Here is a 24179-nt window from a genome sequence, read left to right as displayed (position 1 = left end):
GACGTGGTGATGGACGGGCCGGGCTCGCCGATCAAGTCCGATCGTGACTTCATCGACACGACCTGTCCTGAGTGCGGTCACCCGGCCGAGCGCGAGACCGATACCTTCGACACCTTCTTCGAGTCGAGCTGGTACTACGCCCGTTTTGCCAGTGCCGACTCCGATGAGGCGATGCTGGACGACCGCGCCGGCTACTGGCTGCCGGTCGACCAGTACGTCGGCGGCATCGAGCACGCCGTGCTGCATCTCTTGTACGCGCGCTTCTTCCACAAGCTGATGCGCGACGAGGGCCTGATCCCGGCCGACTGCCCCGAGCCGTTCACCCGCCTGCTCACCCAGGGCATGGTGAACAAGGACGGCGCGAAGATGAGCAAGTCCAAGGGCAACACCGTCGACCCGCAGGAGCTGATCGAGGAATACGGCGCGGACACCGTGCGCCTGTTCATGATGTTCGCCGCGCCGCCCGACCAGGGGCTGGAGTGGTCCGACTCGGGCGTCGAGGGCGCGCACCGCTTCCTCAAGCGCCTGTGGCGGCAGGTGGCCGAGCGCCGGTCAGCGGGCATCGACCTGTCCCGGCGCATCGAGTCGGCCGACGAGCTGGCAGACAGCGGGGCCGCCGCGAAGGCTCTCTACCGCAAGCTCCACGAGACCATCGGTCGGGTCACCGAGGACATGGATCGCCGCCAGACCTTCAACACCGTGATCGCGGCGAACATGGAGCTGTTCAACGAGCTGGCCCGGTTCGAGGCCACCGACGAGGCGGGCGAGGCGGTGGTCGCCGCGGTCATCCAGGACATGCTGCGCATGCTCGCGCCGATCGTGCCGCACATCACCCATGTGCTCTGGCACGAAGTCGGCGGGCAGGGCACCATTGCCGATGCGGCCTGGCCGACGGTCGACGAGGCGGCGCTGGTGCGCGACGAGATCGAGATGGTGGTGCAGGTCAACGGCAAGCTGCGGGCGAAGATCAAGGTCCCGGCGGCCGCCGACAAGGCCGCCATCGAGGCGCAGGCACTGGCCGACGAGGACGTGCAGCGTTTCACCAATGAGGGCGAGATCAAGCGCGTGATCGTGGTGCCGAACAAGCTGGTCAACATCGTGGTGGCGAAGTGATGAAACACTCAGCGGCAAGTCATGCATTGCGGGCCGGGCCGGGTCAACGGATCCTGCTGACCCTGGTGGCATCGTTCATGATCGTGTCGCTTGCCGGCTGCGGCTATCACCTGCGCGGGATGACGGACCTCGATCCGACCTTCGACCGGGTGCATGTCTCGGGCCTGTCGACGTCGGGCGACGTCTACCGGGCGTTCGCCGGGGAGTTCGGCAATGCCAATGCCGAACTGGTCGAGGATCGTCGCGATGCCACCGCCCGGCTGGTGGTCGAGAGCGACCGCGTCGAGGAGCGCGCCTCGGTGGTCGACCCGAGCGCCGACGTGCGCCAGTACGAGCTGCTCCACGAGCTCCGCTACCACATCGCGCTGCCCGACGGCTCCCGCACGCCCTCCCGACGGATCAGCCAGGCGCGCAACTACAACTACGACCCGACCGGTGTGCTGGCCTCCTCGAGCAACGAGGCGCAGGTTCGTCGCGAACTGGGCGAACTGGTGGGGCAGCTGCTGTTCTACCGCCTGCTCGCGCCGGTCGACACGGACCGCCTGATCACTCCCGACGAAGGTCGCTGAGGCCGCGTGCTCGCCAAGCCGCAGGAATTCGAGCAGCGCCTGGCCCGGGGCCTCGAGCCGCTGTACGTCATCGGCGGAGACCAGCCGCTGCTCGTCCAGGAGGCTCGCGATGCCATCGTGGCCAAGGCGCGGTCCGAAGGGGCGGACGAACGCCTGCGCTTCGAGGTTGACGGCCGGTTCGACTGGAGCGGGCTGGCGAGCCAGGGGGCCAGCCTGTCGCTGTTCGCCAGCCGCCGGATCATCGACCTGCGGATTCCCACCGGCAAGCCGGGCCGGGACGGTTCGAAGGCGCTGGCCGCGCTGGCCGATCGCGTCAAGGGCGGGGGCGAGACGGATATCTGGATCGTCAGCCTGCCCAGGATCGACCGGCAGCTGCAGAAGGGCGCCTGGTTCAAGAAGCTGGCTGCCGCGGGGCTGGCGGTCAACTTCTACGACATCCCGCTCTCGCGCCTGCCGCAATGGATCGCCCAGCGCGCCGGCCGGGCGGGGGTACGTCTCGAGCGGGATGCCGCCGAGCTGATCGCCGGACGTGTCGAGGGCAACCTGCTGGCCGCCGCCCAGGAGATCGAGAAGCTGGCCCTGCTGGACCTGGAAGGGCCGGTGGACGCCGCTCGCGTGGCACAGGGGCTGACCAACCAGTCGCGGCTGGACACCTTCTCCCTGAGCGACGCGATTCTGGATGCCGACCGGGAGCGGGGCCTCTACCTGCTCTCGCGACTGCGCGGGGAGGGCACCGAGCCGCTGTTGATCCTGTGGGTGATCGCCCGCGACCTGCGCGCCCTGGTGGCGCTGGCCAACCGCGACCAGGCCGGCTTCAAGAACACTCGCATCCCGGCGTTTCTCGCCAAGCGCTACCAGGTGCGGGCGCGGGCCATGCCGGCCTCGAGCTGGCAGCGGCTGCTGGCCGGCTGCGCCGAGGTGGACCGCTGCATCAAGGGGCTGGGCGAGGGCTGTGACGCCGGCGGCGGGCGGGCCTGGGCACTGCTCGACCAGGTGATGCTGCATGCCACCCGGCCGGGACGGTAGAATCGAGACAATCACTGGGTATTCGCGGGCCGGATCCTGCCCGGCCCGGGCGAACGAACGATCAGGAGACCGCGACCGATGGCCAATGAACAATCCGTGACCGAGACAATCCAGGCGATGGGGCACGCCGCGCGCCGGGCGGCCCGTGCGCTGTCACGCGTCGACACCCGGGCGAAGAATGCCGCCCTGCTCGCGATCGCCGACGAGCTGGTCGAGCGCCGCGCCGCGCTGATCGAGGCCAACGGCAAGGACCTCGAGGCCGGCCGGGCCAACGGGCTCGACGAGGCCATGCTCGACCGGCTGGCCTTCGACGCCGCCGGCATCGAGAAGATGGCCGAGGGCGTGCGCCAGATCGCCGCACTGCCGGACCCGGTCGGCGAGATCACCGACACCGTGTTCCGCCCGTCGGGCATCCAGGTCGGTCGCATGCGCGTGCCGCTGGGCGTGATCGGCATCATCTACGAGTCGCGGCCCAACGTGACCATCGATGCCGCCGCGCTGTGCCTGAAGTCGGGCAACGCCACCATCCTGCGTGGCGGCTCGGAGGCAATCCATTCCAACCAGGCGCTGGCCGCCTGCATCCGCGCCGGGCTGGAGAAAGCCGGTCTGCCGGCCGAGACCGTGCAGATCGTCGCCACCACCGACCGCGAGGCGGTCACCGCGATGCTGCACAGCCCCGAGTCGATCGACGTGATCATCCCGCGCGGCGGCAAGGGACTGGTCGCGCTGGTCTCCCGCGAGGCGCGCATGCCGGTGATCAAGCACCTCGACGGGGTCTGCCACGTCTACATCGACCCCGATGCCGACCTCGACAAGGCCCGCGCGATCGCGGTCAATGCCAAGACCCATCGCTACGGCGTGTGCAATGCCATGGAGACCCTGCTGGTCGACCAGGCGGTCGCCGAGGCGGTATTGCCCGATCTCGCCCGGGAGTACGCGGGGCACGAGGTCGAGCTGCGCGGCTGCGAGCGCGCGCGTGCCATCGTGCCGTCGATGACGGCCGCCACCGAGGAGGACTGGGGGGAGGAATACCTCGGCCCGATCCTGGCCGTGGCGGTGGTCGACGGACTGGATGCCGCCATCGAGCACATCGAGACCTACGGGTCGCATCACACCGACAGCATCGTCACCGAGAACTACAGCCGCGCGCGGCGCTTCCTGCGCGAGGTGGACTCGGCCTCGGTGATGGTCAATGCCTCGACCCGCTTCGCGGACGGCATGGAATACGGGCTGGGCGCGGAGATCGGCATCTCCACCGACAAGATCCACGCCCGCGGCCCGGTCGGCCTGGAGGGGCTGACCTCGCAGAAGTTCATCGTGCTGGGCAACGGCGAGATCCGCCATTGATGGCTTTTGCATGATCGGCATCTTCGGCGGCACCTTCGACCCCATCCACATCGGCCACCTGCGCCTGGCGACCGAGGTGGCCGAGGCACTGGGGCTCGACCGGGTGCGGCTGGTGCCGGCGGCGATTCCCCCCCATCGCGGCGAGCCGCTGCTCGATGCGGGCACGCGGCTCGACCTGGCGGCCGAGTCGATCGCCGACGACCCGCGCCTGGTCCTCGACGAACGCGAGCATCGCCGTGCAGGGCCGTCGTACACCAGCGACACGCTGGCCGAGTTCGCCGCCGAGTTTCCGGACGAACCGCTGGTACTGATGATGGGCATGGATGCGTTCAACGGCCTGCCGGACTGGCACGAGGTCGATCGGATCCTGGAATTGGCGCACGTCGCGGTGGCCACCCGGCCGGGATCCCGGGCGCAGGGCGCGGCCCGGCAGTGGCTGGAGGAACGCTGTGCCACGGCCGCGGAGCTGCCCGGCGCCGAACCGGGGCGGATCGTTCCCGTGGAAATCACCCGGCTCGACATCTCGGCGACCTCGCTACGCGCGCTGGTCGAGCAGGGCCGTTCGCTGCGCTATCTCGTGCCCGAGCCGGTCGTCCGTCACTTCATTCGTGGTTGACCGTATCCGCGGTTCAGTCGACCATTGCCGTTTTCATAATCGGCGGCCCGCGGCCGCCATGCCGACAGGTTTCTTTCATGAGTGCCAACCAACCGCCATCCACACGCAACGAACCGGTCGACCAGACTCCGCCGATGCCGGCCGAGGAGATCCTCGATCATGTCGTCGAGGCCCTCGAGGACATCAAGGCCGTGGACCTCGTCACGCTGGACGTGCGCGAGCGCTGCAACTTCACCGACTACATGGTGTTCGCTTCGGGCACCTCGGACCGCCACCTCAAGGCGATGGCGAACGAAGTGGTCAAGTCCCTGAAGGAAAAGGGCATGCGGCCGATGAACGTCGAGGGCGACGACACGCCGCAGACCGAGTGGGTGCTGGTCGACTTCATCGACGTGATCGTGCACCTGATGATGCCCGAGACCCGGGCGCTGTATCAGCTCGAGAAGCTCTGGTCGGCCCCGGCCGGTGACGCCTCCTCCTGATTCGTGCGCATCGAGCTGATCAGCGTCGGCCACAAGCTCCCCGGCTGGGCGGAGGAGGGCACGCGGGAGTATCTCAAGCGCCTGCCCGCCGGCTGCCCGGTGCGCCTGACCGAGGTCCCCGCCGCCCCGCGCGGCAAGAACGCCGACATCGACCGGATCAAGACGATGGAGGCCGAACGCATCGAGCGGGCCATCCCGGCCGCGGCGCGAGTGATCCTGTTCGACGAGCGCGGCCGTGATCGGGACACCCGCCAGTGGGCGGCATCCCTGGGCGACTGGCTGGTCGAGGGGCGCGACGTGGCCCTGGTGATCGGTGGCCCTGACGGCGTGGCGAAGTCCCTACGCCAGCGCGCCGACGAGACCTGGCGTCTGTCGGCGCTGACCCTGCCGCACCCGCTGGTGCGCGTGCTGGTCGCCGAGCAGCTCTACCGCGCCTGGTCGCTGCACCAGAATCACCCCTACCACCGCGAGTGACGAGCGGGAAAGCGATCCCCACGGATCGGGTCGAGTCGTTAGAATGAAACGATGACCTCCGATGTCCACACGCCGCCGTCACTGTGGCTGGCCAGCGGCTCGCCACGCCGGCGGGAATTGCTCGAACAGGCCGGTTTCGTCATCGCCGGGCGGGCTCGGCCCTCCGGAGCAGTGGACGAATCGCTCTTGCCGGGAGAGGGGCCCGATTCGGCGGTGATCCGTCTTGCCCGGGCGAAGCTCGATGCCGCGCTGGCGGCACCGTCGTTACCGGCCGCTGCGGTGTTGCTGGCCGCCGACACCCTGATCGCGGGGCCCGACGGACGACCGATGGGCAAGCCCGTCGATGCGGCCGACGCCGAGGCCATGCTCGCCGCCTTGAGTGGACGATGGCACCGGGTGATCACCGCGGTGGCCGTGGGAGAGGGTCAGGAGCAGCGCGAGGCAGTGGTCGTCTCACGGCTGCGATTCGCCCATCTCCCGGCCGGGACCATCCGCGCCTACGTGGCCACCGGCGAGCCGCTGGACAAGGCCGGCGCCTACGGCCTGCAGGGGCGGGCCGGCTGCTTCGTCGAGGCGATCGAGGGTGATTGCAGCGCGGTGATCGGACTGCCTCTGGCGGCCACGCGTCGTCTGCTGGCCATGTTCGGTATCCGGCCGGCCTGGATGATCGAGGCGAATGGATCGGGGCGACACGGGATAACAACGAGAACTGAGTCATGAGCGAAGAAGTCCTGATCAACATCACCCCGCAGGAGACCCGCATCGCGATGGTCGAGAACGGGGTGCTCCAGGAGATCAACATCGAGCGCTCGCGCTCGCGGGGCATGGTGGGCAACATCTACCGCGGCCGCGTGACCCGCGTGCTGCCGGGCATGGAGGCGGCCTTCATCGACATCGGCGAGGAACGCGCGGCCTTCCTGCACGTGTCCGACGTCGAGCTGAAGATGGACGATCCGGACTCGGAACTCGAAACGGCCACGCCGTCGATCGAGATGCTGCTGCGCACGGGGCAGAACCTCCTGGTGCAGGTGATCAAGGATCCCATCGGCACCAAGGGCGCGCGGCTGACCACCGAGATCACCATCCCGTCGCGCTACCTCGTCTACGTGCCCAACGGGCGCAACATCGGCGTGTCCAGCCGGATCGAGGACAAGACCGAGCGCGAGCGGCTCAAGACCTCCCTGACCGAACTGATCGTCGAGGAGGAAGGAAGCCTGGAAGGCGTCGGCGGGCTGATCCTTCGCACGGCGGCCGAGGGCGTCGAGGAAGAGCAGCTGCGCCACGATTACCGTTTCCTGCGCCGGCTGTGGGCGAACCTGGCCGAGCGTCGCCAGCAGATGACCGACCCCGGGCTGGTCTACGAGGACTTGCCGCTCGCCCTGCGCACCCTGCGCGACACCCTCGGGCAGTTCGTCGAGAAGATCCGTATCGACTCGCGCGAGACCTATCACCGCGCGATCGCGTTTGCCGAGGAGATGGTCCCCGACATCCTGCCGATCGTCGAGCATTACCCGGGCGAACGGCCGATCTTCGAGCTGCACAACATCGAGGAGGAGATCCAGCGGGCGCTGGAGAAACGTGTCGCGCTGAAGTCCGGCGGCTACATCGTCATCGACCAGACCGAGGCGATGACCACCATCGACGTCAACACCGGGGCGTTCGTCGGCCACAAGACGCTCGAGGAGACCATCTTCAAGACCAACCTCGAGGCGGCCGCGGCGATCGCCCGTCAGCTGCGCCTGCGCAACCTCGGCGGGATCATCATCATCGACTTCATCGACATGGCCGAGCCCGAGCACCGGGTGCAGGTGCACCAGGCGCTCAATCGCGCTCTGGAACGCGATCATGCCCGCACCAAGGTCTGCGACGTCTCCACGCTGGGCCTGGTGGAGATGACCCGCAAGCGGACCCGCGAATCGCTGGAGCACGTGCTCTGCGAGACCTGCCCGGTCTGCGACGGTCGCGGCTCGGTGAAGACCGCGGAAACCGTCTGCTACGAGATCTTCCGCGAGGTCACCCGCGACGCACGCCAGTACCAGCCCAAGAGCATGCTGGTGATTGCCAGTGCCTCGGTGATCGACCGGCTGCGCGAGGAGGACTCCACCTCTCTCGCCGAGTTGCAGGAATTCACCGGCGTTCCGCTTAAACTCCAGATAGACCTGCACTACATGCCCGAACAGTACGACATCGTCCTGATGTAGGGACGCGGGGCACCGGGTGGGGGATGGAGCCTCGGGGCGGAACGCCAGTGACGGATGTAAGGATGAGCAGCCAGAGCCAAGAACGCCGTGTCCGAAAGGGGATGCGCCGCCTGTTGATGGCGGTGGCGTTCCTGCTGGTTTTCGTGGCCGTGCTCAGCGGGCTGTCCCGGGCGCTCCTGCCGTGGGCGGAACGGTTCCAGCCGGATCTCGAGGCCATGGTGAGCGAACAGCTCGATGCGCCGGTCCGCTTCGGCAGCGTGGATCTGCGCTGGCGGGGCTACCAGCCCCAGGTGGTCTTTCGCGAGGTGACCCTCGGCTCCGGCCCGCGTCTGGAGGCGCTGAGCCTCGGGCTTTCCTGGCAGCGCAGCCTCGCCGAGCGTCGCCTGGTGGCGGACAAGATCACTCTCGACGGGGCGAGGTTCACCCTGGTCCGTAACGGCGAGGGCGGCTGGTCCGTCGCCGACCTGGCGCTGGGGCCCGGCACCCAGGCCGAGGACCAGCCGGTCACCTGGGCCGAGGTGGAGCGGCAGGTGTCCCGCCTCGGCCACCTGAGCGTGCGCGACGCCGTGGTCGAATTCCGGGCCCCGGATGGCGGTCGGGATACCCTGTCGTTCAGTGTCGCCGCCGAGATGGAGCGCGACGGATGGCGTGCCTCGGGTGTTGCCGAACTGCCCGGCATCAGCGACGAGCCCCTGCGGTTCTCCGGCGACGGGCGGTTTGGCCGGGACATGGACGTCCGGCTGTTTCTCCAGGTGGAGGACTGGCGGTTGCGGGAGGTCCAGCGACGGCTCGACCGCTATGGCGGTCCCACCGTGCGCCGAATGCTCGGCGGCTGTCCTGCCCGGGTCGACCCGGGTTACTGCGAGGTCGGCATGCCGCGGGTCGACTCCGGGAGGCTCGATGGCCAGCTGTGGCTGGACTGGGGGCAGAGTCGCCTGCAGGACGTGACCATCCATGCGGACATCGCGGACATGGCGGTCACACGGGAGAGCCGGCTGGAGGGATCGTCCCGCCAGGCCGCGGTCTCCAGGGTCTCGACCCGGCTTGCCTGGCGCCGCGAGGAGCAGGGATGGCGCCTGAATGCCGAGGACGTCGACGTGCGTCCGACCGAGGGTGGCCGCCTGCCCACCGATTTCGTGCGCATGCTGTCGGAAGGGGAGCACCTGCGCTTCGCCACCAACCACGCGGATCTGGAGCACCTGGCGGTCTGGCTGGCGGCCGCCCCCCTGCCCGGGGACTTCCTCGAGCTCCTCGACCAGAACGTGCCGCGCGGGCAGGCCCGGGACGTTCGGCTGGCCTTTGACGGCGGCCGGCTGATGGAAGGATTCCTCGAGCTGGAGAACTTCGGCAACACCACCGGTGTGCCCCTTCGGCCGGTGGTGGGTACCGAGTCCGGCGAGGCCGGGGTGGACCTGGACCTGTATCGCCAGCCCGCCGGCTGGCTGGCGGAGATCGACCAGCAGGACGTCATCCTGGCCATCCCGGGCATGTTCCGCGAGCCGATCCCGGTCGACCACGTGAAGGGCAACCTCTACTGGTTCGACGAGAGCGGGATCGGGCTGTACAGCCCCGATCTGCTGGTGTCCTCCCGGGGGCTGGAACTCGACGGCCGGTTCTTCTTCCGCGAGGGGACCGACGAGCAGGAAGGCTATCTCGGTATCGACACCGGCTTCTCCCTCGCCGACACCCGTCGGGCGCCGGCCTACCTTCCCCGACACCTCATCGGGCCGGGTACGCTGGACTGGCTGGACCGCGCCCTGGAGGGCGATGGGGCCGCCGGCCGGGTCAGCGGCGGGCGATTCATCTTCCATGGCGATCCGGCACGTGTCCCGTTCCACGAGGGCGGCGGTTACTTCTCGGTCGTCTTCGACTTCGACGATCTCAGCCTGCCGTTCTGGCCGGAATGGCCCGCGCTCGAGGATGCCAGCGGCGACATCGCCTTCATCAACCGGCAATTCCATGCCTCCATCGATGAAGGGCAAGTGGCCCGAGCCGGGGTCGGCGGTTCCCGGGTGAGCATCTTCGAGCTCGATGCCCCGCGGCTGGAAGTGGCCGTCGATCGACGCCTGCCGCTGGATGACCTCCTCTGGAGCCTCGGGCGCATGCCCATCTTGGGGGAGGAGTCCCTCGCCGGCCTGTCGGCGACGGGGTTGGGGCAGTTCGAACTCGATCTGCGCCTCGGGCTCCATCGTGGGGCGCCACCGCCGTCGATCACCGGGGGGTTCGTGTTCGAGAACAACCGGGTCGATCTGGGCCAGGGGCGCTTCTCCTTCGACGAACTGGCCGGGCGGCTCGCCTTCGACGGTGCCCGTTTTTCCTCCGACGATATCCGCGGGATGTTTCTCGATCGGCCGTTCAATGCCCGGGTCGCGCCTCGCGAGTCGGAGCGGCCGGCCACGCGGGTCACCGCCGAGACACGTCTGGCACCCGACGGCCTGCGCGAGTTGCTGGGCGGTGACGACGGCCCGGCGATCGCCGGCTTCCTGCCGCGTCACCTGGACGGCGGCACCGGAGTGCTGGTGCGGGTGGACGTGCCGCACGCCCGAGCGCCCGTGCAGATCCGGGCGGAAAGCGATCTCGTCGGCCTGGAGAGCCGCCTCCCGGCTCCGCTGGCCAAGGACAGGAATGCCGCCTGGCCGCTGGCCGTGGACCTGGCGCTTGCCGGGGGACGTCCGAGTTCCCTGTCGGGGCGCCTCGACGGCGATCAACGCTGGCGATTCGATCTCGGTTTCGGGGACGACGGTCGGCTGGCCCGCAGCCTGATAACCAACCGCGCGGGCGAGGTCTCCCCGGCGGACGGTGCGCCCCACCAGTTGCGCCTGGATCTCGACGCGCTTCAAGTCGACCCGTGGATGGATGTCGACATGACGTCCTCCGGGTCCTCCGATGGAGCCGGCGGCGGTGATGTGCAGGTCGACGCGCGTATCGGGAAGCTGGGTATCGGCGACTGGCAGCTTCGGGACGTGGCGCTGGACTGGTCCGACCGGCCCGACGGCTGGGAAGCGGCCGTGGACGGCGAGGAGAACCGGGGGCGGATGGCCCTGTCGGGCCGGTCGGGGACATCCGCGGGTCGGCTGACCGGCGCGCTCGAGCGCCTGCGGCTCCACCGGGTCGACACGCAAGCGGGGGCGGACGACCCGGACCCGGCGCCGTTGTCGGCCTGGGACCTGTCGGCCCTGCCGAGGGTGGAACTGGAGGTGGCGTCGCTCATCCTCGGCGACCAGGCCCTGGGGCAGTTCCGTCTCGGTGGTCATGGGCAGGGCGGCGAGTACCTGATCGACCGGATCGACTGGCTGCCGAATCCCGACCTGTCGGTGTCCGGCAGCGGTCGCATCGTCAATGACGAGAGCGAGGCACCGCAGGGCCAGCAGACCCGCCTGACCCTGGCCGCGCAGAGCCGGGATCTGGGCGCGGCACTGGAGTCGATCACCGGGGGGGCGCCGCTTTCGGGCGGGCAGATCGAGGAAGGCAACCTGTCCTTGAGCTGGCCGGGGTCGCCGGCGAGTTTCAGTCTTGAGCGGGCGATCGGACACAGCCAGTTCGTGGTGGCCGATGGCGAGATCAGCCGGATCGATCCCGGTGCCGGTCGCCTGGTGGGGCTGATGAGTCTGGGGGCGCTGGCCGACCGGCTGCGGTTCGATTTCCGCGACGTCACCCGCGAGGGCCTGTTCTTCGAAACGCTGGCCGGCCAGTTGCGCCTGGACCAGGGGCGGCTGGACGTGGACGGCATCGAACTCGTCAATCCCTCGCTCACCGCACTGATCGACGGAAGGATGGAGCTGGTCGAGAGTCGGCTGGACCTGACAGCGCGGATCTATGCCGATTACGGGATGTTGCTGCCGCTGATCGGCACGGTGGCCGGTGGGCCGCTGGTCGGCGGCGCGATACTCGCGTTGCAGCAGACCTTCAAGGAACTCGATCAGGCACCCGAGCCCGACGTCACCTATCACATCGGTGGCAGTCTGGACGAGCCGATCGTGACCAGCGTCAAGGCGGATGAGTGATTACCGGGAGGCATCGATGAGCGAAACAGCCGAGCGACAACCGCGGGTGGCCGTGGTGCAGATGAATGGTCGGGCCGACTGGACGGGCAACCGGCCGGTAGTCGACGCGCTGCTCGATCGGGTCGCCGAAGGCGGGGCCGACGTGGTGGTATTGCCGGAGAACCTGCTGGCCATGCCCGCCGACCCTGCCGAACTGGTATCGATGGCGCAGGGAGATACCGCCCGGGCGGTCGAGGACCTTGGCGACATGGCCCGGCGCAGCGGGATGTGGCTGGTGGCCGGCACGCTGCCCTCCGTCCCCGACGCCGATGACGATCCCGGCCGGGTGTTGGCGCGCACGCTGGTCATCGACGCGACCGGGCAGATCGTCGCCCACTACGACAAGATCCACCTGTTCGACGTCACCCTGCCCGAGGGACGCGAGAGCTATCGGGAGTCGGCCGTGTTTCGCGCCGGCTCCGAGCCGACGGTAGTGGACACCCCCGCGGGCCGACTGGGCCTGGCGACCTGCTTCGATTTGCGCTTCCCGGAGCTGTTTCGCCGCCTGGTCGACCTGGGAGCGGAGTGGTTCTGCCTGCCGTCGGCGTTCACCCAGGCGACCGGTCGGGCGCACTGGGAGGTGCTGCTCCGTGCCCGGGCGATCGAGAACGGTTGCTGGATGGCGGCGGCCGCCCAGGTCGGCCGACACGCCGACGGCCGTCGGACCTGGGGGCACAGCATGATCGTCGACCCCTGGGGAGAGGTGCTCGCCGATTGCGCCGACACGCCGGACACCGTGGCCGTGGCGGGCTTCGACCGGCAGAAGCGCGACCGGCTGGGCCGGACCTTCCCGGTGCGCGACCTGCGGCGGTTGCGCTGAACCCGCCTCGAGCGGCGGTCCGGTCCGGTCTTGACGACTCCCCATGGCGCAAAAGGCGCTAGGCCTTTACCATGGGAGGCATTTCCCCGCCTCCTCTCGAAGGGGCATCGCGACCAGTAACCGGACGACCAGAAGAGATGACCGTACAGACCGACGACCTGCGTATCGAGGAGATCCACCAGCTGACCCCGCCGGAGGTCTTCCGGGCCGAGTACGTGCTCTCCGAGCAGGGTGCGGAAACGGTCTCGCTGGCGCGTCACGCGATCCAGGACATCCTGGATCGTCGCGACGACCGCCTGATGGTCGTGATGGGCCCCTGCTCGATCCACGACGTGGAGGCCGCGCGCGACTACGCGCGTCACCTGCGCGAGCTGGCCGAGGAGGTCAAGGAGGACATCCTCCTCGTGATGCGGGTCTACTTCGAGAAGCCGCGGACCACGGTCGGCTGGAAGGGCCTGATCAACGACCCGGACCTCGACGGCAGCTTCAACATCAACAAGGGCCTCGGCGTGGCCCGCGACCTGCTCGTCGACCTGGCCGACATGGGCGTGCCCGCCGCCACCGAGTACCTCGACCTGATCAGTCCGCAGTACATCTCCGACTCGATCGCCTGGGGGGCGATCGGTGCCCGGACCACCGAATCGCAGGTCCACCGTGAGCTGGCCTCGGGGCTGTCGTGCCCGGTGGGCTTCAAGAACGGCACCGACGGCGGCCTGCGGGTGGCGATCGACGCGATCCGCGCCTCGGCCCGACCGCACCATTTCCTGTCGGTGACCAAGGCGGGGCGCTCGGCGATCTTCGCGACCCGAGGCAATGCCGACTGCCACATCATCCTGCGTGGGGGGCGGACGACGAACTACGACGCGGCCAGTGTGAGCGATGCCCTCGAGCAACTGCGACAGACGGAACTGCCTGAACGGGTCATGATCGACTTCTCGCATGCCAACAGCCAGAAGCAGCATGCCCGCCAGATCCAGGTGGCCGAGGACGTGGCCGCGCAGATCGCCGGGGGCAATTCCGGCATCGTGGGAGCCATGGTCGAGAGCCACCTGGTGGCCGGTCGCCAGGATGTCGTGCCCGGCAAGCCGCTGACCTATGGCCAGAGCATCACCGACGCCTGCATCGGCTGGGACGACAGCCGCGCCGTGATTCACCGGCTGGCGGAGGCCGTGCGCATCCGCCGTGCCGGCGGCGGCGTCCTCGACGAGCTGCCGGAACATGGCTGAGGTCTCGCTGCACCGCAGGGGGCGCTGGCTCGCCTTCGGCCTGTGCGTGCTCGGGCTAGGCACGTTGCGCCCCGGGCTCGCCGCGATCGACGAGGGTGATGCCCCGGTTGGGATGGAGGAGTCCGGGGAGCATGCCATGGGCATCCAGCGGATCATGGTGGCCCCGTCCGGTGCCTGGATCACCCGTGGCCTGGACGGCGAGGTCATCGCCTCGATGGCCGGCGGCGCGGCCGAGGTCGAGGGCCTGCAGCTGGCCGGCGCGGACGGGCGGCAACCCCGCCTGTGGGTGCTGGGACTGCCTGCCGACATGGACACGGGGTCGCTGCGCGTGAGCGGCAACCGGGTGGACGAGACCAAGGGGTTGCGCACCGAGCGGGAGGAAGTGACCGAAACGCCCCGCTTTCGCCGGTTGCAGGCCCGGCTGGCGGATGCCGAGGCCGAGGCGCGCGAGATCCGGGTCCTGCTCGAGGAGAACGCCCTGCGCCGGGACATCGCCCGCGATCAATTGGCCGGGCTTTCTCGGGACGCGGCCGACCTCGACGCCACCTGGGCCGACGACGGCCCGGTCGCGGGCCTGATGAATCGGCTGACCGACGCGCGCCGCGCGCTGCTCGATCGCAGGGCGCGCAACGACGAGACCCTGCGGGAACTGCGCGAGCAGCTCGATCAGATGCGCGCGGCCGAACCGGGCTGGAAGGTGGGTATTCCGCTGGCCGACGCGGCCGACGACGCAACCGACGGGGCTCCGGCCATCCGGCTGGACTACCGCGTCGCGCGGGCCGGGTGGGAACCGGTCTACCAGGCCCGCCTGGATACCGGGGAACGCCGGGTCGACTGGCGCATGGCCGCACAGGTGCACCAGCAGACCGGCGAGGACTGGCCGGCCGCCTCGATGACGCTGGTGACCAGCGACCACCGCCGCTTCTACCCGGTGCCCGCGCTGCCGCCCCTGACCATCGGCTTCGTCGATCCGGAGGGCGCGCGTCCGCCGGAGCCCCGCGCGATGATGGCCCCGTCCCTGCTGTCCGACAGCGCGGCCGAGGCGGCCACCGCGACCGACGAGACCGGGTTCGCGTCCCAGATCGCCATCAATCGGCCCTCCCGGGTGCCCAGTGGTCCCGGCGGGGTTCGGCTCGAGGTGTTCGACCAGGGTCTCGACGCCGACATCGAGTTGCGCGTCGCCCCGCAGCAGTCCCGCGATGCCGTGCTGGTCGGGCGGTTCGAGCCCAGTATCGCCCATCCGCTGCCGGCCGGGCGCTGGGAGGTCCATCGCGACGGCCAGCAGCAGGCCGGCCGGTCGCGCGCCGGGCTGGGGCCGGACGAGGAGGTCGAGCTGAGCTTCGGTGTGGACCCCCGGGTGGTCGTGGAACTCGAGCGTCCCCCGGACCAGCGTGCGGGGCACGGCCTGATCGGCAAGTTCAACCAGGTGGAGCGGCGCAGACAGGTGGCGGTGACCAGCCGTCACGAACAGCCGGTCCCGGTCACGGTGCTCATGCGCCTGCCCACGGCGCTGGATGCTGACATCGTGGTCGAACCGCTGGGGGAGATGACCAGTCCGGCACGCAAGGACCACGACGGCCAGTCCGGTGTCTGGGCCTATGAGCGCGAACTGGTACCCGACCAGCCCTGGCAGATCGATTTCGCTTACCGCGTGCGGTGGCCGGAGGGCAAGGCGGTCTCGCCTTTCTGATCCTTCGGCCGACTGATGGCAGCCCGGGCTGCCGAACGTTTTTTCTTCAACCGACATTTTCAGGGAAGAGGTTCAATCAGGAACATGCTTGACTTGGTATTGGCTGGCGGCGGCATGATGCTGCCCATTCTCATTGCATCGGTGATTGCCATGGCGATCATCTTCGAACGCCTGTACACCCTGCGGCGCAGCCGGGTGATGGGCGGTGACCCGGTGGGCACGGTGCAGTCCTGGCTCGGGCACGGCGGGCTGACCCAGGCGCGGCTGGCGCAGCTGGCGCGGCTCTCACCGCTGGGCCAGATCCTCGCCGCGGGCCTGGCCGGTCACCACTCGGCGGAGGAAATGCGCACCCGGATCGAGGATGCCGGCCGGCACATCGCCCACCAGATGGAGCGCTACCTCAACACCCTCGGCACGATCGCCCTGATCGCGCCGCTGCTGGGCCTTCTGGGGACGGTCATCGGCATCATCGACGTCTTCCAGGCGATCACCTCGAACAGCGGTGGCGGCTCGGTGGCCCCCGAACTGCTGGCGGGCGGTATCGCCAAGGCGCTGGTCACCACGGCGGCCGGGATCATGGTCGCGGTGCCCGCGTTCATCTTCCATCGCTATTTCCGCGGCCTGGTCGACGAACTGATCATCGACATGGAAAGCGACGCCATCCGGCTGGTCGACATGCTGCACCCGGTGGACAACGCCCGGAGGCGCTCGGCATGAATTTCCGGCATCGGACACGCGAGCCGCTGGAGCTCAATCTGATTCCGCTGATCGACGTCGTCTTCATGCTGCTGATCTTCTTCATGCTGACGACCACCTTCGTGCACGACCGGGCCCTCAAGGTCGACCTGCCCAAGGCCGAGGTGGGCAACGAGGAGCGCGCGGAGATCGAGAACCACGTCATCGAGCTCGACGCCCAGGGCAGCATTGCCATCGACGGCCACGTCGTCGAGCCGGACCTCCTGCCCGAGCGGCTGCGCGAGATCGCCGACGACGGGCGGCCGGTGCTTCTCTGGGCGGACGCCCAGGTGGTCAACCAGCAGGTGGTCAGCGTGCTCGACATGGCCCGGCGTGCGGGTATCGAGAAGATCGGCCTGGGGACGACACCGCCCAAATGAGCGGCGAGTCGCTGAAAGCCCGCGCGCACGCCTCCGCCGGCTGGGAGACCTATCGGCGGCTGCTGGACTACACTTGGCGCTACACGCGCGTGCTGGTGGTGGCGATCATCGGCATGGTGGTCGCCGGGCTTTCCGAGGTCGGGTTCGCCGCCCTGATGAAGCCGCTGCTCGACGGGAGCTTCGTCGAGCGGGACCCGACGCTGATCGCCCTGATGCCGCTCGCGTTGCTGGGCGTGTTCGTCTTCCGCGTGATCGGCGAGTTCGCCTCGAACTACGGCATGGCCTGGGTGGGGCGATCGGTGATCCGCGACCTGCGCAGCGACACCTTCGAGCAGGTCCTGCACCTGCCGCCGCGGTACTTCGATCGCGTGCCGTCCACCGAGGTGCTTACCCGGCTGAACTACCAGAGCGAGCAGGTCTCCGAGGCGGCCTCCAAGGCGCTCACCATCCTGATTCGCGACAGCGTGACGGTGATCGGCCTGCTGGTGTGGATGCTGTATCTCTCCTGGCAGCTGACGCTGTTCATCCTGGTGCTGCTGCCGCTGCTGGTCGGCATGGTGGCGGGCATATCGAGGGCGTTCAGGCGCTATGCCCGCCGCATCCAGGAATCCATGGGCAAGGTCTCGCACGTCGCCGAGGAGACCATCACCGGGCATCGCGTGGTCAAGCTCTACGGCGGCGAGGACTACGAAAGCGAGCGGTTCGCCCGGCAGAACCAGTACAACTTCCGTGCCTTCATGAAGATGCAGGCCGTCCAGGCCGCCTCCTCGCCGATCACGCAGTTCGTGCTGGCCATCGGCGTGGCCGGCGTGGTGTGGTTCGCCACCAGCGGCGACCGCATGGACCAGATCAGCGTGGGCACCTTCGTCTCGTTCATCACCGCGCTCTCGATGACGCTGGCGCCGGCCAAGCGGCTGATCAATCTCAATGCCGTGATCCAGAAGGGTATCGCAGCAGGGGAGAGCCTGTTCGCGCTGCTCGACGAACCGCGCGAGTCGGATCGCGGCGACGTGACGCCGCGCCGGGTCAGCGGCCGGATCGCCTTCGAGGATGTCTGGCTGAGCTACCGGGACGTGCCGCCTGAGGATCGCCGTGACGAGGACTGGGTGCTGCGCGGGGTGAGCCTCGACATCCCGGCCGGGCAGACGGTCGCCTTCGTCGGCCAGTCGGGGGCCGGCAAGTCCAGCCTGATGGGCGCGTTGCCGCGATTCGTCGAGATCCAGCGCGGACGCATCCTGCTGGATGACACGCCGCACGACGCACTCCCGCTGGCCGAGCTCCGTCGCCAGTTTGCCTATGTCTCGCAGGAGACCGTGCTGTTCAACGCCAGCATCGCGGCGAACATCGGCTATGCCGACGGGGCGGCATTCGACATGGACCGGGTCCGGGAAGCGGCGAAGGCCGCATTCGCGGAGGAGTTCATCGAGCAGCTGCCCGAGGGCTTCGACACCGGCGTGGGCGAGAACGGCGTGCTGCTCTCGGGAGGCCAGCGACAGCGCATCGCGATCGCCCGGGCCCTGTACCGCGACGCGCCGATCCTGCTGCTCGACGAGGCCACCTCGGCCCTGGATACCCGTTCGGAGGGCTACATCCAGCGGGCACTGGAAAACCTCACGCGGGGCCGAACCACGCTGGTGATCGCCCATCGCCTGTCGACCATCGAGCATGCCGACCGCATCGTGGTGATGGAGGCGGGCCGAGTGATCGAGCAGGGCGCCCATGCCGAACTGCTGGCGGCCGACGGCGCCTATGCCGCGCTGTATCGGTTGCAGTTCGCCGACCAGGGCACTACCTGATGGGAGCACGGTGATGCGCTACCCGGCTTTCTGGCAGCGGCGAGGGCTCACGGCATGGCTTCTGTGGCCGCTTGGCGTGCTGGTCTGCCGCGAGGCCGACAGGCGACTGCGTCGCGCTCGTCCGCGCCGGCTGACGTGCCCCGTGGTGGTCGTGGGCAATCTCACCGTGGGCGGCACGGGCAAGACGCCCGTGGTGATCGCGCTGGTCGAGGCGCTGCGAGAGGCCGGCTGGCATCCCGGCGTGGTCAGCCGCGGCTTCGGCGTGAAGCTCGGCATCGAGCCGCTCGACCTTGCCGAGGCCGACGGCGCCACCGTCTGCGGCGACGAGCCATGGCTGATCCGGCAGCGCACCGCTGCGCCCGTGGTCGTGCATCCGCGTCGCCGACAGGCCGCCGAGCAGCTGCTGGCGCGCTACCCGGAGGTCGACGTGATCATCAGCGACGACGGACTGCAGCATCACCGCCTGCCGCGTGACGTCGAGTGGGTGATCGTCGACGGCCAGCGGGGGCTGGGAAACGGTTTCTGTCTGCCTGCCGGCCCGCTGCGCGAGCATCCGCACCGGCTCCGGTCGGTGGATGCCGTGCTGGTCAATGGCGCGGATGCGGCCAAGGTCCTGCCCGAGGGCGACGAGGTCAACCCGTCGACGTACCGGATCGACTTCACCCTCGAGGGATTCCGCGACCTGTATGACGACAGCGAGTGTCCGCCCGAGGCCCTGCGGGGCCAGCGGGTGACGGCGATTGCCGGCATCGGCAACCCGTCGCGGTTCTTCGACATGCTCGAGGCCGGCGGGGTGCGGCTGGACGCCGTGCCACTGGACGATCACGCCGCGCCGGAGCCCGACATGGTCGGGCGGTTGCTCCGCAAGGGGCGTACGATTGTGATCACCGAGAAGGATGCGGTGAAATGGCCCATGCCACCCGAACGCCCCGGCCAGGTCCTGGTCGCCCGCGGGGGCATCGTGCTGCCCCGGACGTTGCTGGACGGGGCCATCGCCGGCCTCGAGGTCCGGCGCAAGAACCAACCGACAACAAGGTAAGCCTGCCGATGGACAAGAAGCTTCTCGACATCCTCGTGTGTCCCGTCACCAAGGGGCCGCTGATCTACGACAAGGCCAATGCCGAGCTGATCTCGCTGTCGGCCCACCTGGCCTACCCGATCCGGGATGACATCCCGGTCATGCTCGAGGACGAGGCGCGCCGGCTGTCCGACGAGGAATACCAGGCCTGGCGCAAGAAGCATCCGGCCACGACGGGAGCATCGGACTCATGATGGCCGAGGGCGACTGGATCATCATCCCGGCGCGGTATGCCTCCAGCCGCATGCCGGGCAAGCCGTTGGCAGACATCAACGGGCGGCCCATGATCCAGTGGGTCTACGAGCGGGCGGTCGCGGCCGGCAGCGAACACGTCGTGGTGGCCACCGACGACGAGCGCATCCAGGAGGCGGTGAACGCGATCGGTGCGCGGGCCGTGCTCACCAGCGAAGGCCACGAGTCCGGCACCGACCGGCTCGCCGAGGTGATCGACTTCCTCGAACTGCCGGACGAGACGGTGGTGGTCAACCTTCAGGGTGACGAGCCGATGATGCCGCCGGTACTGCTGGCCCAGGTGGCCCGCCTGCTGCGGGCCAAGCCGGATGCCGCCATGGCCACGCTGATGGTGCCCATCGCCGAGGAGAAGGAGTTTCTCTCGCCGGATGCCGTCAAGGTGGTGGCGAACGAACGCGACGAGGCCCTCTACTTCTCCCGGGCGCCGATTCCCTTCCATCGCGACGGCCTGCCGGCTCCAGGCGAGGCCGGCGTCTTCGGCTTCCGTCACCTCGGCCTGTACGCGTACCGTGCGGGGTTTCTGCGGCGGTTCGTGGAGACGGCGAGCCCGGAAATGGAGCGGCTGGAAAAACTCGAGCAGCTCCGGGCGCTGTCGATGGGCGAGACGATCGGCATCGAGGTCGCCGACGTCACGCCCCCGCCCGGGGTGGACACGGCGGCCGACCTCGAGCGGGTGCGCCGGGAACTGGCCGCGGACTGAGACCCGGGGTCAGGACGGGTCGCTGTCCTCCCGGCGGGGCTCCGTGACCTTCGACTTGCGCTTGAGATAGATCGCCAGGACCACGCCCCAGATCAGGAAGGCCAGCACGCCGGCCCCATGCCCCAGGTACAGGGTGGTGACCATGATGCTGCCCAGGATCAGGGTGACGAGCAGGAATTCCAGGGTGCTGCGTTGGATGACCATGTCGTTCAAGCTTCCGTTTCGTTCGGGGCGACGGGATCGACGAATTCGGTGTCCTCGTCTCGGTAGGCCGGCTGGCAGATGCAGAGAAAGCGCAGGGGTACCTCGCTCTTGGTCTCGATCCGGTGAACCTGGCCCGGCGCGATCCGGATGATATCACCGGGGACCACCGCGAACCGCTCCCCGGCCAACTCCATCACGCCGGCCCCGTCGAGGATGTGGTAGACCTCCTCGGCGACCGGGTGGCGGTGCGGTCTCGTCGACCGATCGGGATCGACCTCGGCCTCCGCCACGCTCATTCGCTCGATGGCGTGGTGGGCGGGGTGCATCAGTTCGCGGACCCGCGAGCCGTCGGGGGCTCGGATCGCCTCGCTCCGGCTGCGATGATTGAGGTAGCTCGCGCGGTCGGGCACGGGGGTCCGGCGCTTCGCCATCGGCAGACACTCCTCTTGGAACAAGATTACGAACAAGGGCAGATCATGACAGAAATCGGCAACAATCCGCAGAACCCGCCGGATCCGGGCAAGGACGACGATGCGCTCTACCGGGAGCTGGTCGGGCAGACGGCCAAGGCCGACTGGGAAGAGCTCGAACGCTTCTTCGCCAAGGGGCAGATCGTGAAGGTCGACACGGCGATCGACCTGGTCGACGTGGCCATGGCGATGGTCCGTGACCGGACCGATCGGTTCAAGGTCTGGCAGGAGGCGGGACAGGTGGCCCCGCTGGACACCGACACCGCCCGCCGCTGGGCGGGTGGCGACGTGACCCTGTGGGCGGTGGTCACCCCGCCCTGGATCCTGGTGCAGGAATCCGACGGCGCCCCGACCCGGCACTGAGTGGGGCATCCGACTGGCATTCGACGGCCATGTGAACTACAAGTTAGCCGCTAAGGAACCTCTGCACGAATGCCATGCCACTCTGGCCCGGCGAGTCGTTCGTGATCGAGGCGCGATGTCGCCGGCGTGCCGGTGGCCACGTCAAGACATCGCAACGCGGAGCACGGGGCGACTCGCATCTGCCCGGCTCAAGGCGAGCAGAGCGGTATGGCATTCGTGCGGAGGTTCCCTAACCAACCACTCGTGCCGGTTGCCGGGCCTGATCGAATGCTCGGCACCCGACGACAACCGTGTTCGAGGTTCCATGAGTCAGGATTCCGTGCTGCTTGCCCCGGTCGACCTTGGTGATCTTTCCCTGCCCAATCGCGTCATCATGGCGCCCCTGACCCGTTGCCGGGCGACGGTCCCGGGCAATATCCCCAACGAGATGATGCGGACCTACTATCGGCAGCGTGCCGGCGCCGGCCTGATCATCAGCGAGGCCACCCAGGTGGTCCCCGAGGGGCAGGGCTATCCGGCCACGCCCGGCATCCACAGCGACGAGCAGCAGGCCGGCTGGGAGATGATCACGCGCGCCGTGCATGACGCCGGCGGGCGGATGGTGCTGCAGCTCTGGCACGTGGGGCGGGTGTCGCACTCCGACTTCCAGCCGGACGGCAAGCTGCCCGTGGCACCGTCGGCCATCGCCATTGACGGCGAAGGCTACGTGCCCTCCGGCGAGAAGAAGCCTTTCGAAACTCCGCGTGCGCTGGAGACCGGGGAGATTCCGGAGCTGGTGAAGGCCTACGCCCGGGCCGCCGAGCGGGCGCTGGCCGCCGGCTTCGACGGCGTGGAGGTGCATGCCGCCAATGGCTACCTGATCGACGAGTTCCTCCGGGATGGCACCAACAAGCGCAGCGATCGCTACGGCGGTTCGCTCGAGAACCGCATGCGGTTTCTCGAGGAGGTGCTCGACGCGGTCACCGAGGTGGCCGGTGCGTCGCGCACGGGGGTCCGGATATCGCCGCTGCAGCCGTTCAATGGCATGTACGACAGCAACCCCCGGGAGACCTTCTCCCACGTGGTGGGTGCGCTCAACCCGCGGGGACTGGCCTACCTGCACATCGCCGGCATGGGCGAGGACGAGCCCGGGGCGGCGGGGCCGGCCTTCGACCTGGCCGATCTGGTCGATCTGTTCGAGGGCCCGGTCATCCGCAACTACCAGTACGACCTCTCTCGCGCCGAAGCGGACGTGAGTGCCGGCCGGGGCGATGCGATCGCCTTTGGCGTGCCGTATATCGCCAACCCCGACCTGGTCGAGCGCATCCGGCGTGACGCTTCGTGGAACGACGCCGATTCCAGTACCTTCTACGGTGGCGGGGAGAAGGGCTACATCGACTACCCGGCGCTTGACTGACAGCGATTCACGACGACGATTGACACGACGGGCCGCCAGAGCCCGATTGAACCGAGAACCAACCACGAGGAAGGAAATCCCATGAAAACCATTCGCAACCCCATCCGTCGCACCGCCCTGGCCGTCGGCCTTGCCGTTGCCGGGTCTGCCGGCATGGTGTCTGCCTCCGACCAGCCGGCCACCGTCAGCATCGACCGTCTGTCCATGGAGATGGCCCTGAAGGGCGCCCAGGCGACCGTGGAGGCCTGCCGGGAGGAGGGCATCCAGGTGGGCGTGACAGTCGTCGACCGGAGCGGCGACGAGCAGGTCGTGCTGCGCGACGTGCTCGCCCCGGACCTCACCCTCCGCATCTCGAAGCTCAAGGCCTACACGGCGTTGTCGTTCAATTCCGCGACCTCGGCGATCGAGGACCGCGGCGACGGGGCGCTGGGTGAGGTCCCGGGGCTGATGTTCGGGGCCGGTGGGGTGACCATCGAGGCCGGTGGCAAGACCTACGGCGCCATCGGCGTCTCCGGTGCGCCCTCCGGCGAGACCGACGAGATGTGTGCCCGCCGGGGCGCCGAGGCCGTGGCCGAGGAACTGGAATTCCTCTGATCCGGGCTCCCTCGCGGAGCCGGCGGCGATGCGTCCGCTGAATCAACCGGTTGGCGGCGGGGCGGTGCGGGGCTGCCTCGGCATGCCCGTGGGATTGCGCCCCGGCGGGGCCGAGCCGTGGTACGGGTTGGCGCATTTTTTGTGCCGAAGGTGTTGACGCCCTCCCGTCGGATCATTAATATGCCGCCCCACGTCGAGAGACGTATTCCCCGATAGCTCAGTTGGTAGAGCAAGTGACTGTTAATCACTGGGTCGCTGGTTCGAGTCCAGCTCGGGGAGCCAAAGCGCCCGTAGCTCAGTTGGATAGAGCGTCTGGCTACGAACCAGAAGGTCGGGAGTTCGAATCTTCCCGGGCGCGCCATCTAGGTCCCCATCGTCTAGAGGCCTAGGACACCGCCCTTTCACGGCGGTAACAGGGGTTCGAATCCCCTTGGGGACGCCATTTGTTAGGGCAGTGCGTGATACACACGTGCTGCCCTAATTGTTGGTCACCACCAGGCGTGGTGACCAACCTGAAAACCGGGCGGGGTCGTAAGACCCCACCCCACACTAGGTCCCCATCGTCTAGAGGCCTAGGACACCGCCCTTTCACGGCGGTAACAGG

At 68.7% G+C, this 24179-nt stretch carries 24 protein-coding genes and 3 tRNA genes; 25 read left to right on the top strand and 2 right to left on the bottom strand.

Annotated features, from left to right (window positions below; genetic code table 11):
* The 19 genes from ACLFMY_RS03915 to kdsB all read left to right on the top strand — a co-directional run.
* Positions 1-1113 (top strand): class I tRNA ligase family protein (locus tag ACLFMY_RS03915; RefSeq protein ID WP_410763254.1); only part of this gene is annotated, 1113 nt, incomplete at its 5' end.
* Positions 1113-1682: a hypothetical protein gene (locus ACLFMY_RS03910; RefSeq protein WP_410763253.1), complete on the top strand. Its 570-nt coding sequence runs from the start codon at positions 1113-1115 to the stop codon at positions 1680-1682. The genes ACLFMY_RS03915 and ACLFMY_RS03910, both read left to right, overlap by 1 nt.
* Before the next feature lie 6 nt (positions 1683-1688).
* On the top strand, positions 1689-2708 hold the full coding sequence (gene holA, locus ACLFMY_RS03905) for a DNA polymerase III subunit delta (RefSeq protein WP_410763252.1): 1020 nt from the start codon (positions 1689-1691) through the stop codon (positions 2706-2708).
* 78 nt (positions 2709-2786) lie between these two features.
* Positions 2787-4055 (top strand): glutamate-5-semialdehyde dehydrogenase, encoded by a 1269-nt coding sequence (locus ACLFMY_RS03900; RefSeq protein ID WP_410763251.1) that lies wholly within the window; start codon positions 2787-2789, stop codon positions 4053-4055.
* A 10-nt stretch (positions 4056-4065) separates the two neighbouring features.
* The gene (gene nadD, locus ACLFMY_RS03895; RefSeq protein ID WP_410763250.1) at positions 4066-4671 is read left to right on the top strand and encodes a nicotinate-nucleotide adenylyltransferase; all 606 of its coding nucleotides are present in this window, start codon (positions 4066-4068) and stop codon (positions 4669-4671) included.
* A 77-nt stretch (positions 4672-4748) separates the two neighbouring features.
* On the top strand, positions 4749-5153 hold the full coding sequence (rsfS, locus tag ACLFMY_RS03890; RefSeq protein ID WP_410763249.1) for a ribosome silencing factor: 405 nt from the start codon (positions 4749-4751) through the stop codon (positions 5151-5153).
* Positions 5154-5156: 3 nt separating this feature from the next.
* Positions 5157-5627, top strand: a complete 471-nt coding sequence (gene rlmH / locus ACLFMY_RS03885) for a 23S rRNA (pseudouridine(1915)-N(3))-methyltransferase RlmH (protein WP_410763247.1) — start codon at positions 5157-5159, stop codon at positions 5625-5627.
* Positions 5628-5678: 51 nt separating this feature from the next.
* Entirely contained in the window at positions 5679-6347 is a 669-nt protein-coding gene (locus ACLFMY_RS03880; protein ID WP_410763246.1) for a Maf family protein, read from the top strand.
* Positions 6344-7828, top strand: a complete 1485-nt coding sequence (rng, locus tag ACLFMY_RS03875) for a ribonuclease G (RefSeq protein WP_410763245.1) — start codon at positions 6344-6346, stop codon at positions 7826-7828. The genes ACLFMY_RS03880 and rng overlap by 4 nt, the downstream gene beginning before the upstream one ends.
* Positions 7829-7929: 101 nt before the next feature.
* Entirely contained in the window at positions 7930-11832 is a 3903-nt protein-coding gene (locus ACLFMY_RS03870) for a YhdP family protein (protein ID WP_410763244.1), read from the top strand.
* Positions 11833-11848: 16 nt separating this feature from the next.
* Positions 11849-12691: a carbon-nitrogen hydrolase family protein gene (locus tag ACLFMY_RS03865; RefSeq protein ID WP_410763243.1), complete on the top strand. Its 843-nt coding sequence runs from the start codon at positions 11849-11851 to the stop codon at positions 12689-12691.
* 137 nt (positions 12692-12828) lie between these two features.
* Positions 12829-13917 (top strand): 3-deoxy-7-phosphoheptulonate synthase, encoded by a 1089-nt coding sequence (locus tag ACLFMY_RS03860; protein ID WP_410763242.1) that lies wholly within the window; start codon positions 12829-12831, stop codon positions 13915-13917.
* Positions 13910-15607 carry a mucoidy inhibitor MuiA family protein gene (locus tag ACLFMY_RS03855; RefSeq protein ID WP_410763241.1) on the top strand — a complete coding sequence of 566 codons (1698 nt, stop codon included), beginning with the start codon at positions 13910-13912 and terminating at the stop codon, positions 15605-15607. The genes ACLFMY_RS03860 and ACLFMY_RS03855 overlap by 8 nt, the downstream gene beginning before the upstream one ends.
* Positions 15608-15691: 84 nt before the next feature.
* Complete coding sequence (locus tag ACLFMY_RS03850; protein WP_410763240.1) at positions 15692-16324, top strand: MotA/TolQ/ExbB proton channel family protein; 633 nt, start codon at positions 15692-15694, stop codon at positions 16322-16324.
* The gene (locus ACLFMY_RS03845; protein ID WP_410763239.1) at positions 16321-16722 is read left to right on the top strand and encodes an ExbD/TolR family protein; all 402 of its coding nucleotides are present in this window, start codon (positions 16321-16323) and stop codon (positions 16720-16722) included. The genes ACLFMY_RS03850 and ACLFMY_RS03845 overlap by 4 nt, the downstream gene beginning before the upstream one ends.
* Positions 16719-18518 carry a lipid A export permease/ATP-binding protein MsbA gene (msbA, locus tag ACLFMY_RS03840; protein ID WP_410763238.1) on the top strand — a complete coding sequence of 600 codons (1800 nt, stop codon included), beginning with the start codon at positions 16719-16721 and terminating at the stop codon, positions 18516-18518. Before ACLFMY_RS03845 ends, msbA begins: the two co-directional genes overlap by 4 nt.
* A 13-nt stretch (positions 18519-18531) precedes the next feature.
* On the top strand, positions 18532-19557 hold the full coding sequence (gene lpxK, locus ACLFMY_RS03835; protein WP_410763237.1) for a tetraacyldisaccharide 4'-kinase: 1026 nt from the start codon (positions 18532-18534) through the stop codon (positions 19555-19557).
* Positions 19558-19565: 8 nt separating this feature from the next.
* Positions 19566-19790, top strand: coding sequence for a Trm112 family protein (locus ACLFMY_RS03830; RefSeq protein WP_410763236.1), 225 nt, complete (start codon positions 19566-19568; stop codon positions 19788-19790).
* Positions 19787-20548 carry a 3-deoxy-manno-octulosonate cytidylyltransferase gene (kdsB, locus tag ACLFMY_RS03825; protein ID WP_410763234.1) on the top strand — a complete coding sequence of 254 codons (762 nt, stop codon included), beginning with the start codon at positions 19787-19789 and terminating at the stop codon, positions 20546-20548. Before ACLFMY_RS03830 ends, kdsB begins: the two co-directional genes overlap by 4 nt.
* Before the next feature lie 9 nt (positions 20549-20557).
* Here kdsB and ACLFMY_RS03820 read toward each other — a convergent pair whose 3' ends face one another.
* Together ACLFMY_RS03820 and ACLFMY_RS03815 are read right to left on the bottom strand one after the other, a co-directional pair.
* Positions 20558-20752, bottom strand: a complete 195-nt coding sequence (locus ACLFMY_RS03820; protein ID WP_410763233.1) for a hypothetical protein — start codon at positions 20750-20752, stop codon at positions 20558-20560.
* A gap of 5 nt (positions 20753-20757) precedes the next feature.
* Entirely contained in the window at positions 20758-21183 is a 426-nt protein-coding gene (locus tag ACLFMY_RS03815; protein ID WP_410763232.1) for a cupin domain-containing protein, read from the bottom strand.
* 45 nt (positions 21184-21228) lie between these two features.
* Between ACLFMY_RS03815 and ACLFMY_RS03810 the strand changes: the two genes are divergently transcribed.
* The 6 genes from ACLFMY_RS03810 (at position 21229) to ACLFMY_RS03785 (ending at position 24017) form a co-directional block, all read left to right on the top strand.
* The gene (locus ACLFMY_RS03810; RefSeq protein ID WP_410763231.1) at positions 21229-21585 is read left to right on the top strand and encodes a DUF2288 family protein; all 357 of its coding nucleotides are present in this window, start codon (positions 21229-21231) and stop codon (positions 21583-21585) included.
* A 304-nt stretch (positions 21586-21889) separates the two neighbouring features.
* Positions 21890-22981 (top strand): alkene reductase, encoded by a 1092-nt coding sequence (locus tag ACLFMY_RS03805; protein WP_410763230.1) that lies wholly within the window; start codon positions 21890-21892, stop codon positions 22979-22981.
* 81 nt (positions 22982-23062) lie between these two features.
* The gene (locus ACLFMY_RS03800; protein ID WP_410763229.1) at positions 23063-23575 is read left to right on the top strand and encodes a GlcG/HbpS family heme-binding protein; all 513 of its coding nucleotides are present in this window, start codon (positions 23063-23065) and stop codon (positions 23573-23575) included.
* A gap of 206 nt (positions 23576-23781) precedes the next feature.
* Positions 23782-23857 (top strand) — tRNA-Asn (locus ACLFMY_RS03795).
* Positions 23858-23859: 2 nt separating this feature from the next.
* A tRNA-Arg gene (locus ACLFMY_RS03790) sits at positions 23860-23936 on the top strand.
* Between the two features lie 5 nt (positions 23937-23941).
* A tRNA-Glu gene (locus ACLFMY_RS03785) sits at positions 23942-24017 on the top strand.
* Positions 24018-24179 lie beyond the last annotated feature (162 nt).

The sequence above is a fragment of the Guyparkeria sp. genome, from assembly GCF_046545975.1.
Taxonomy (GTDB): Bacteria; Pseudomonadota; Gammaproteobacteria; order Halothiobacillales; family Halothiobacillaceae; genus Guyparkeria.
Note: the sequence above shows the minus strand (reverse complement) of the source record. Positions and strands in the feature narration are given on the sequence as shown.

What these genes read in the sequence shown, in the direction of transcription:
- ACLFMY_RS03910 (WP_410763253.1), top strand. Translation starts at nt 1,113, where the DNA reads ATGAAACACTCAGCGGCAAGTCATGCATTGCGGGCCGGGCCGGGTCAA.
- ACLFMY_RS03900 (WP_410763251.1), top strand. Translation starts at nt 2,787, where the DNA reads ATGGCCAATGAACAATCCGTGACCGAGACAATCCAGGCGATGGGGCAC.
- nadD (WP_410763250.1), top strand. Translation starts at nt 4,066, where the DNA reads ATGATCGGCATCTTCGGCGGCACCTTCGACCCCATCCACATCGGCCAC.
- rsfS (WP_410763249.1), top strand. Translation starts at nt 4,749, where the DNA reads ATGAGTGCCAACCAACCGCCATCCACACGCAACGAACCGGTCGACCAG.
- ACLFMY_RS03880 (WP_410763246.1), top strand. Translation starts at nt 5,679, where the DNA reads ATGACCTCCGATGTCCACACGCCGCCGTCACTGTGGCTGGCCAGCGGC.
- rng (WP_410763245.1), top strand. Translation starts at nt 6,344, where the DNA reads ATGAGCGAAGAAGTCCTGATCAACATCACCCCGCAGGAGACCCGCATC.
- ACLFMY_RS03870 (WP_410763244.1), top strand. Translation starts at nt 7,930, where the DNA reads ATGCGCCGCCTGTTGATGGCGGTGGCGTTCCTGCTGGTTTTCGTGGCC.
- ACLFMY_RS03865 (WP_410763243.1), top strand. Translation starts at nt 11,849, where the DNA reads ATGAGCGAAACAGCCGAGCGACAACCGCGGGTGGCCGTGGTGCAGATG.
- ACLFMY_RS03860 (WP_410763242.1), top strand. Translation starts at nt 12,829, where the DNA reads ATGACCGTACAGACCGACGACCTGCGTATCGAGGAGATCCACCAGCTG.
- ACLFMY_RS03855 (WP_410763241.1), top strand. Translation starts at nt 13,910, where the DNA reads ATGGCTGAGGTCTCGCTGCACCGCAGGGGGCGCTGGCTCGCCTTCGGC.
- ACLFMY_RS03850 (WP_410763240.1), top strand. Translation starts at nt 15,692, where the DNA reads ATGCTTGACTTGGTATTGGCTGGCGGCGGCATGATGCTGCCCATTCTC.
- ACLFMY_RS03845 (WP_410763239.1), top strand. Translation starts at nt 16,321, where the DNA reads ATGAATTTCCGGCATCGGACACGCGAGCCGCTGGAGCTCAATCTGATT.
- msbA (WP_410763238.1), top strand. Translation starts at nt 16,719, where the DNA reads ATGAGCGGCGAGTCGCTGAAAGCCCGCGCGCACGCCTCCGCCGGCTGG.
- lpxK (WP_410763237.1), top strand. Translation starts at nt 18,532, where the DNA reads ATGCGCTACCCGGCTTTCTGGCAGCGGCGAGGGCTCACGGCATGGCTT.
- ACLFMY_RS03830 (WP_410763236.1), top strand. Translation starts at nt 19,566, where the DNA reads ATGGACAAGAAGCTTCTCGACATCCTCGTGTGTCCCGTCACCAAGGGG.
- kdsB (WP_410763234.1), top strand. Translation starts at nt 19,787, where the DNA reads ATGATGGCCGAGGGCGACTGGATCATCATCCCGGCGCGGTATGCCTCC.
- ACLFMY_RS03820 (WP_410763233.1), bottom strand. Translation starts at nt 20,752, where the DNA reads ATGGTCATCCAACGCAGCACCCTGGAATTCCTGCTCGTCACCCTGATC.
- ACLFMY_RS03815 (WP_410763232.1), bottom strand. Translation starts at nt 21,183, where the DNA reads ATGGCGAAGCGCCGGACCCCCGTGCCCGACCGCGCGAGCTACCTCAAT.
- ACLFMY_RS03810 (WP_410763231.1), top strand. Translation starts at nt 21,229, where the DNA reads ATGACAGAAATCGGCAACAATCCGCAGAACCCGCCGGATCCGGGCAAG.
- ACLFMY_RS03805 (WP_410763230.1), top strand. Translation starts at nt 21,890, where the DNA reads ATGAGTCAGGATTCCGTGCTGCTTGCCCCGGTCGACCTTGGTGATCTT.
- ACLFMY_RS03800 (WP_410763229.1), top strand. Translation starts at nt 23,063, where the DNA reads ATGAAAACCATTCGCAACCCCATCCGTCGCACCGCCCTGGCCGTCGGC.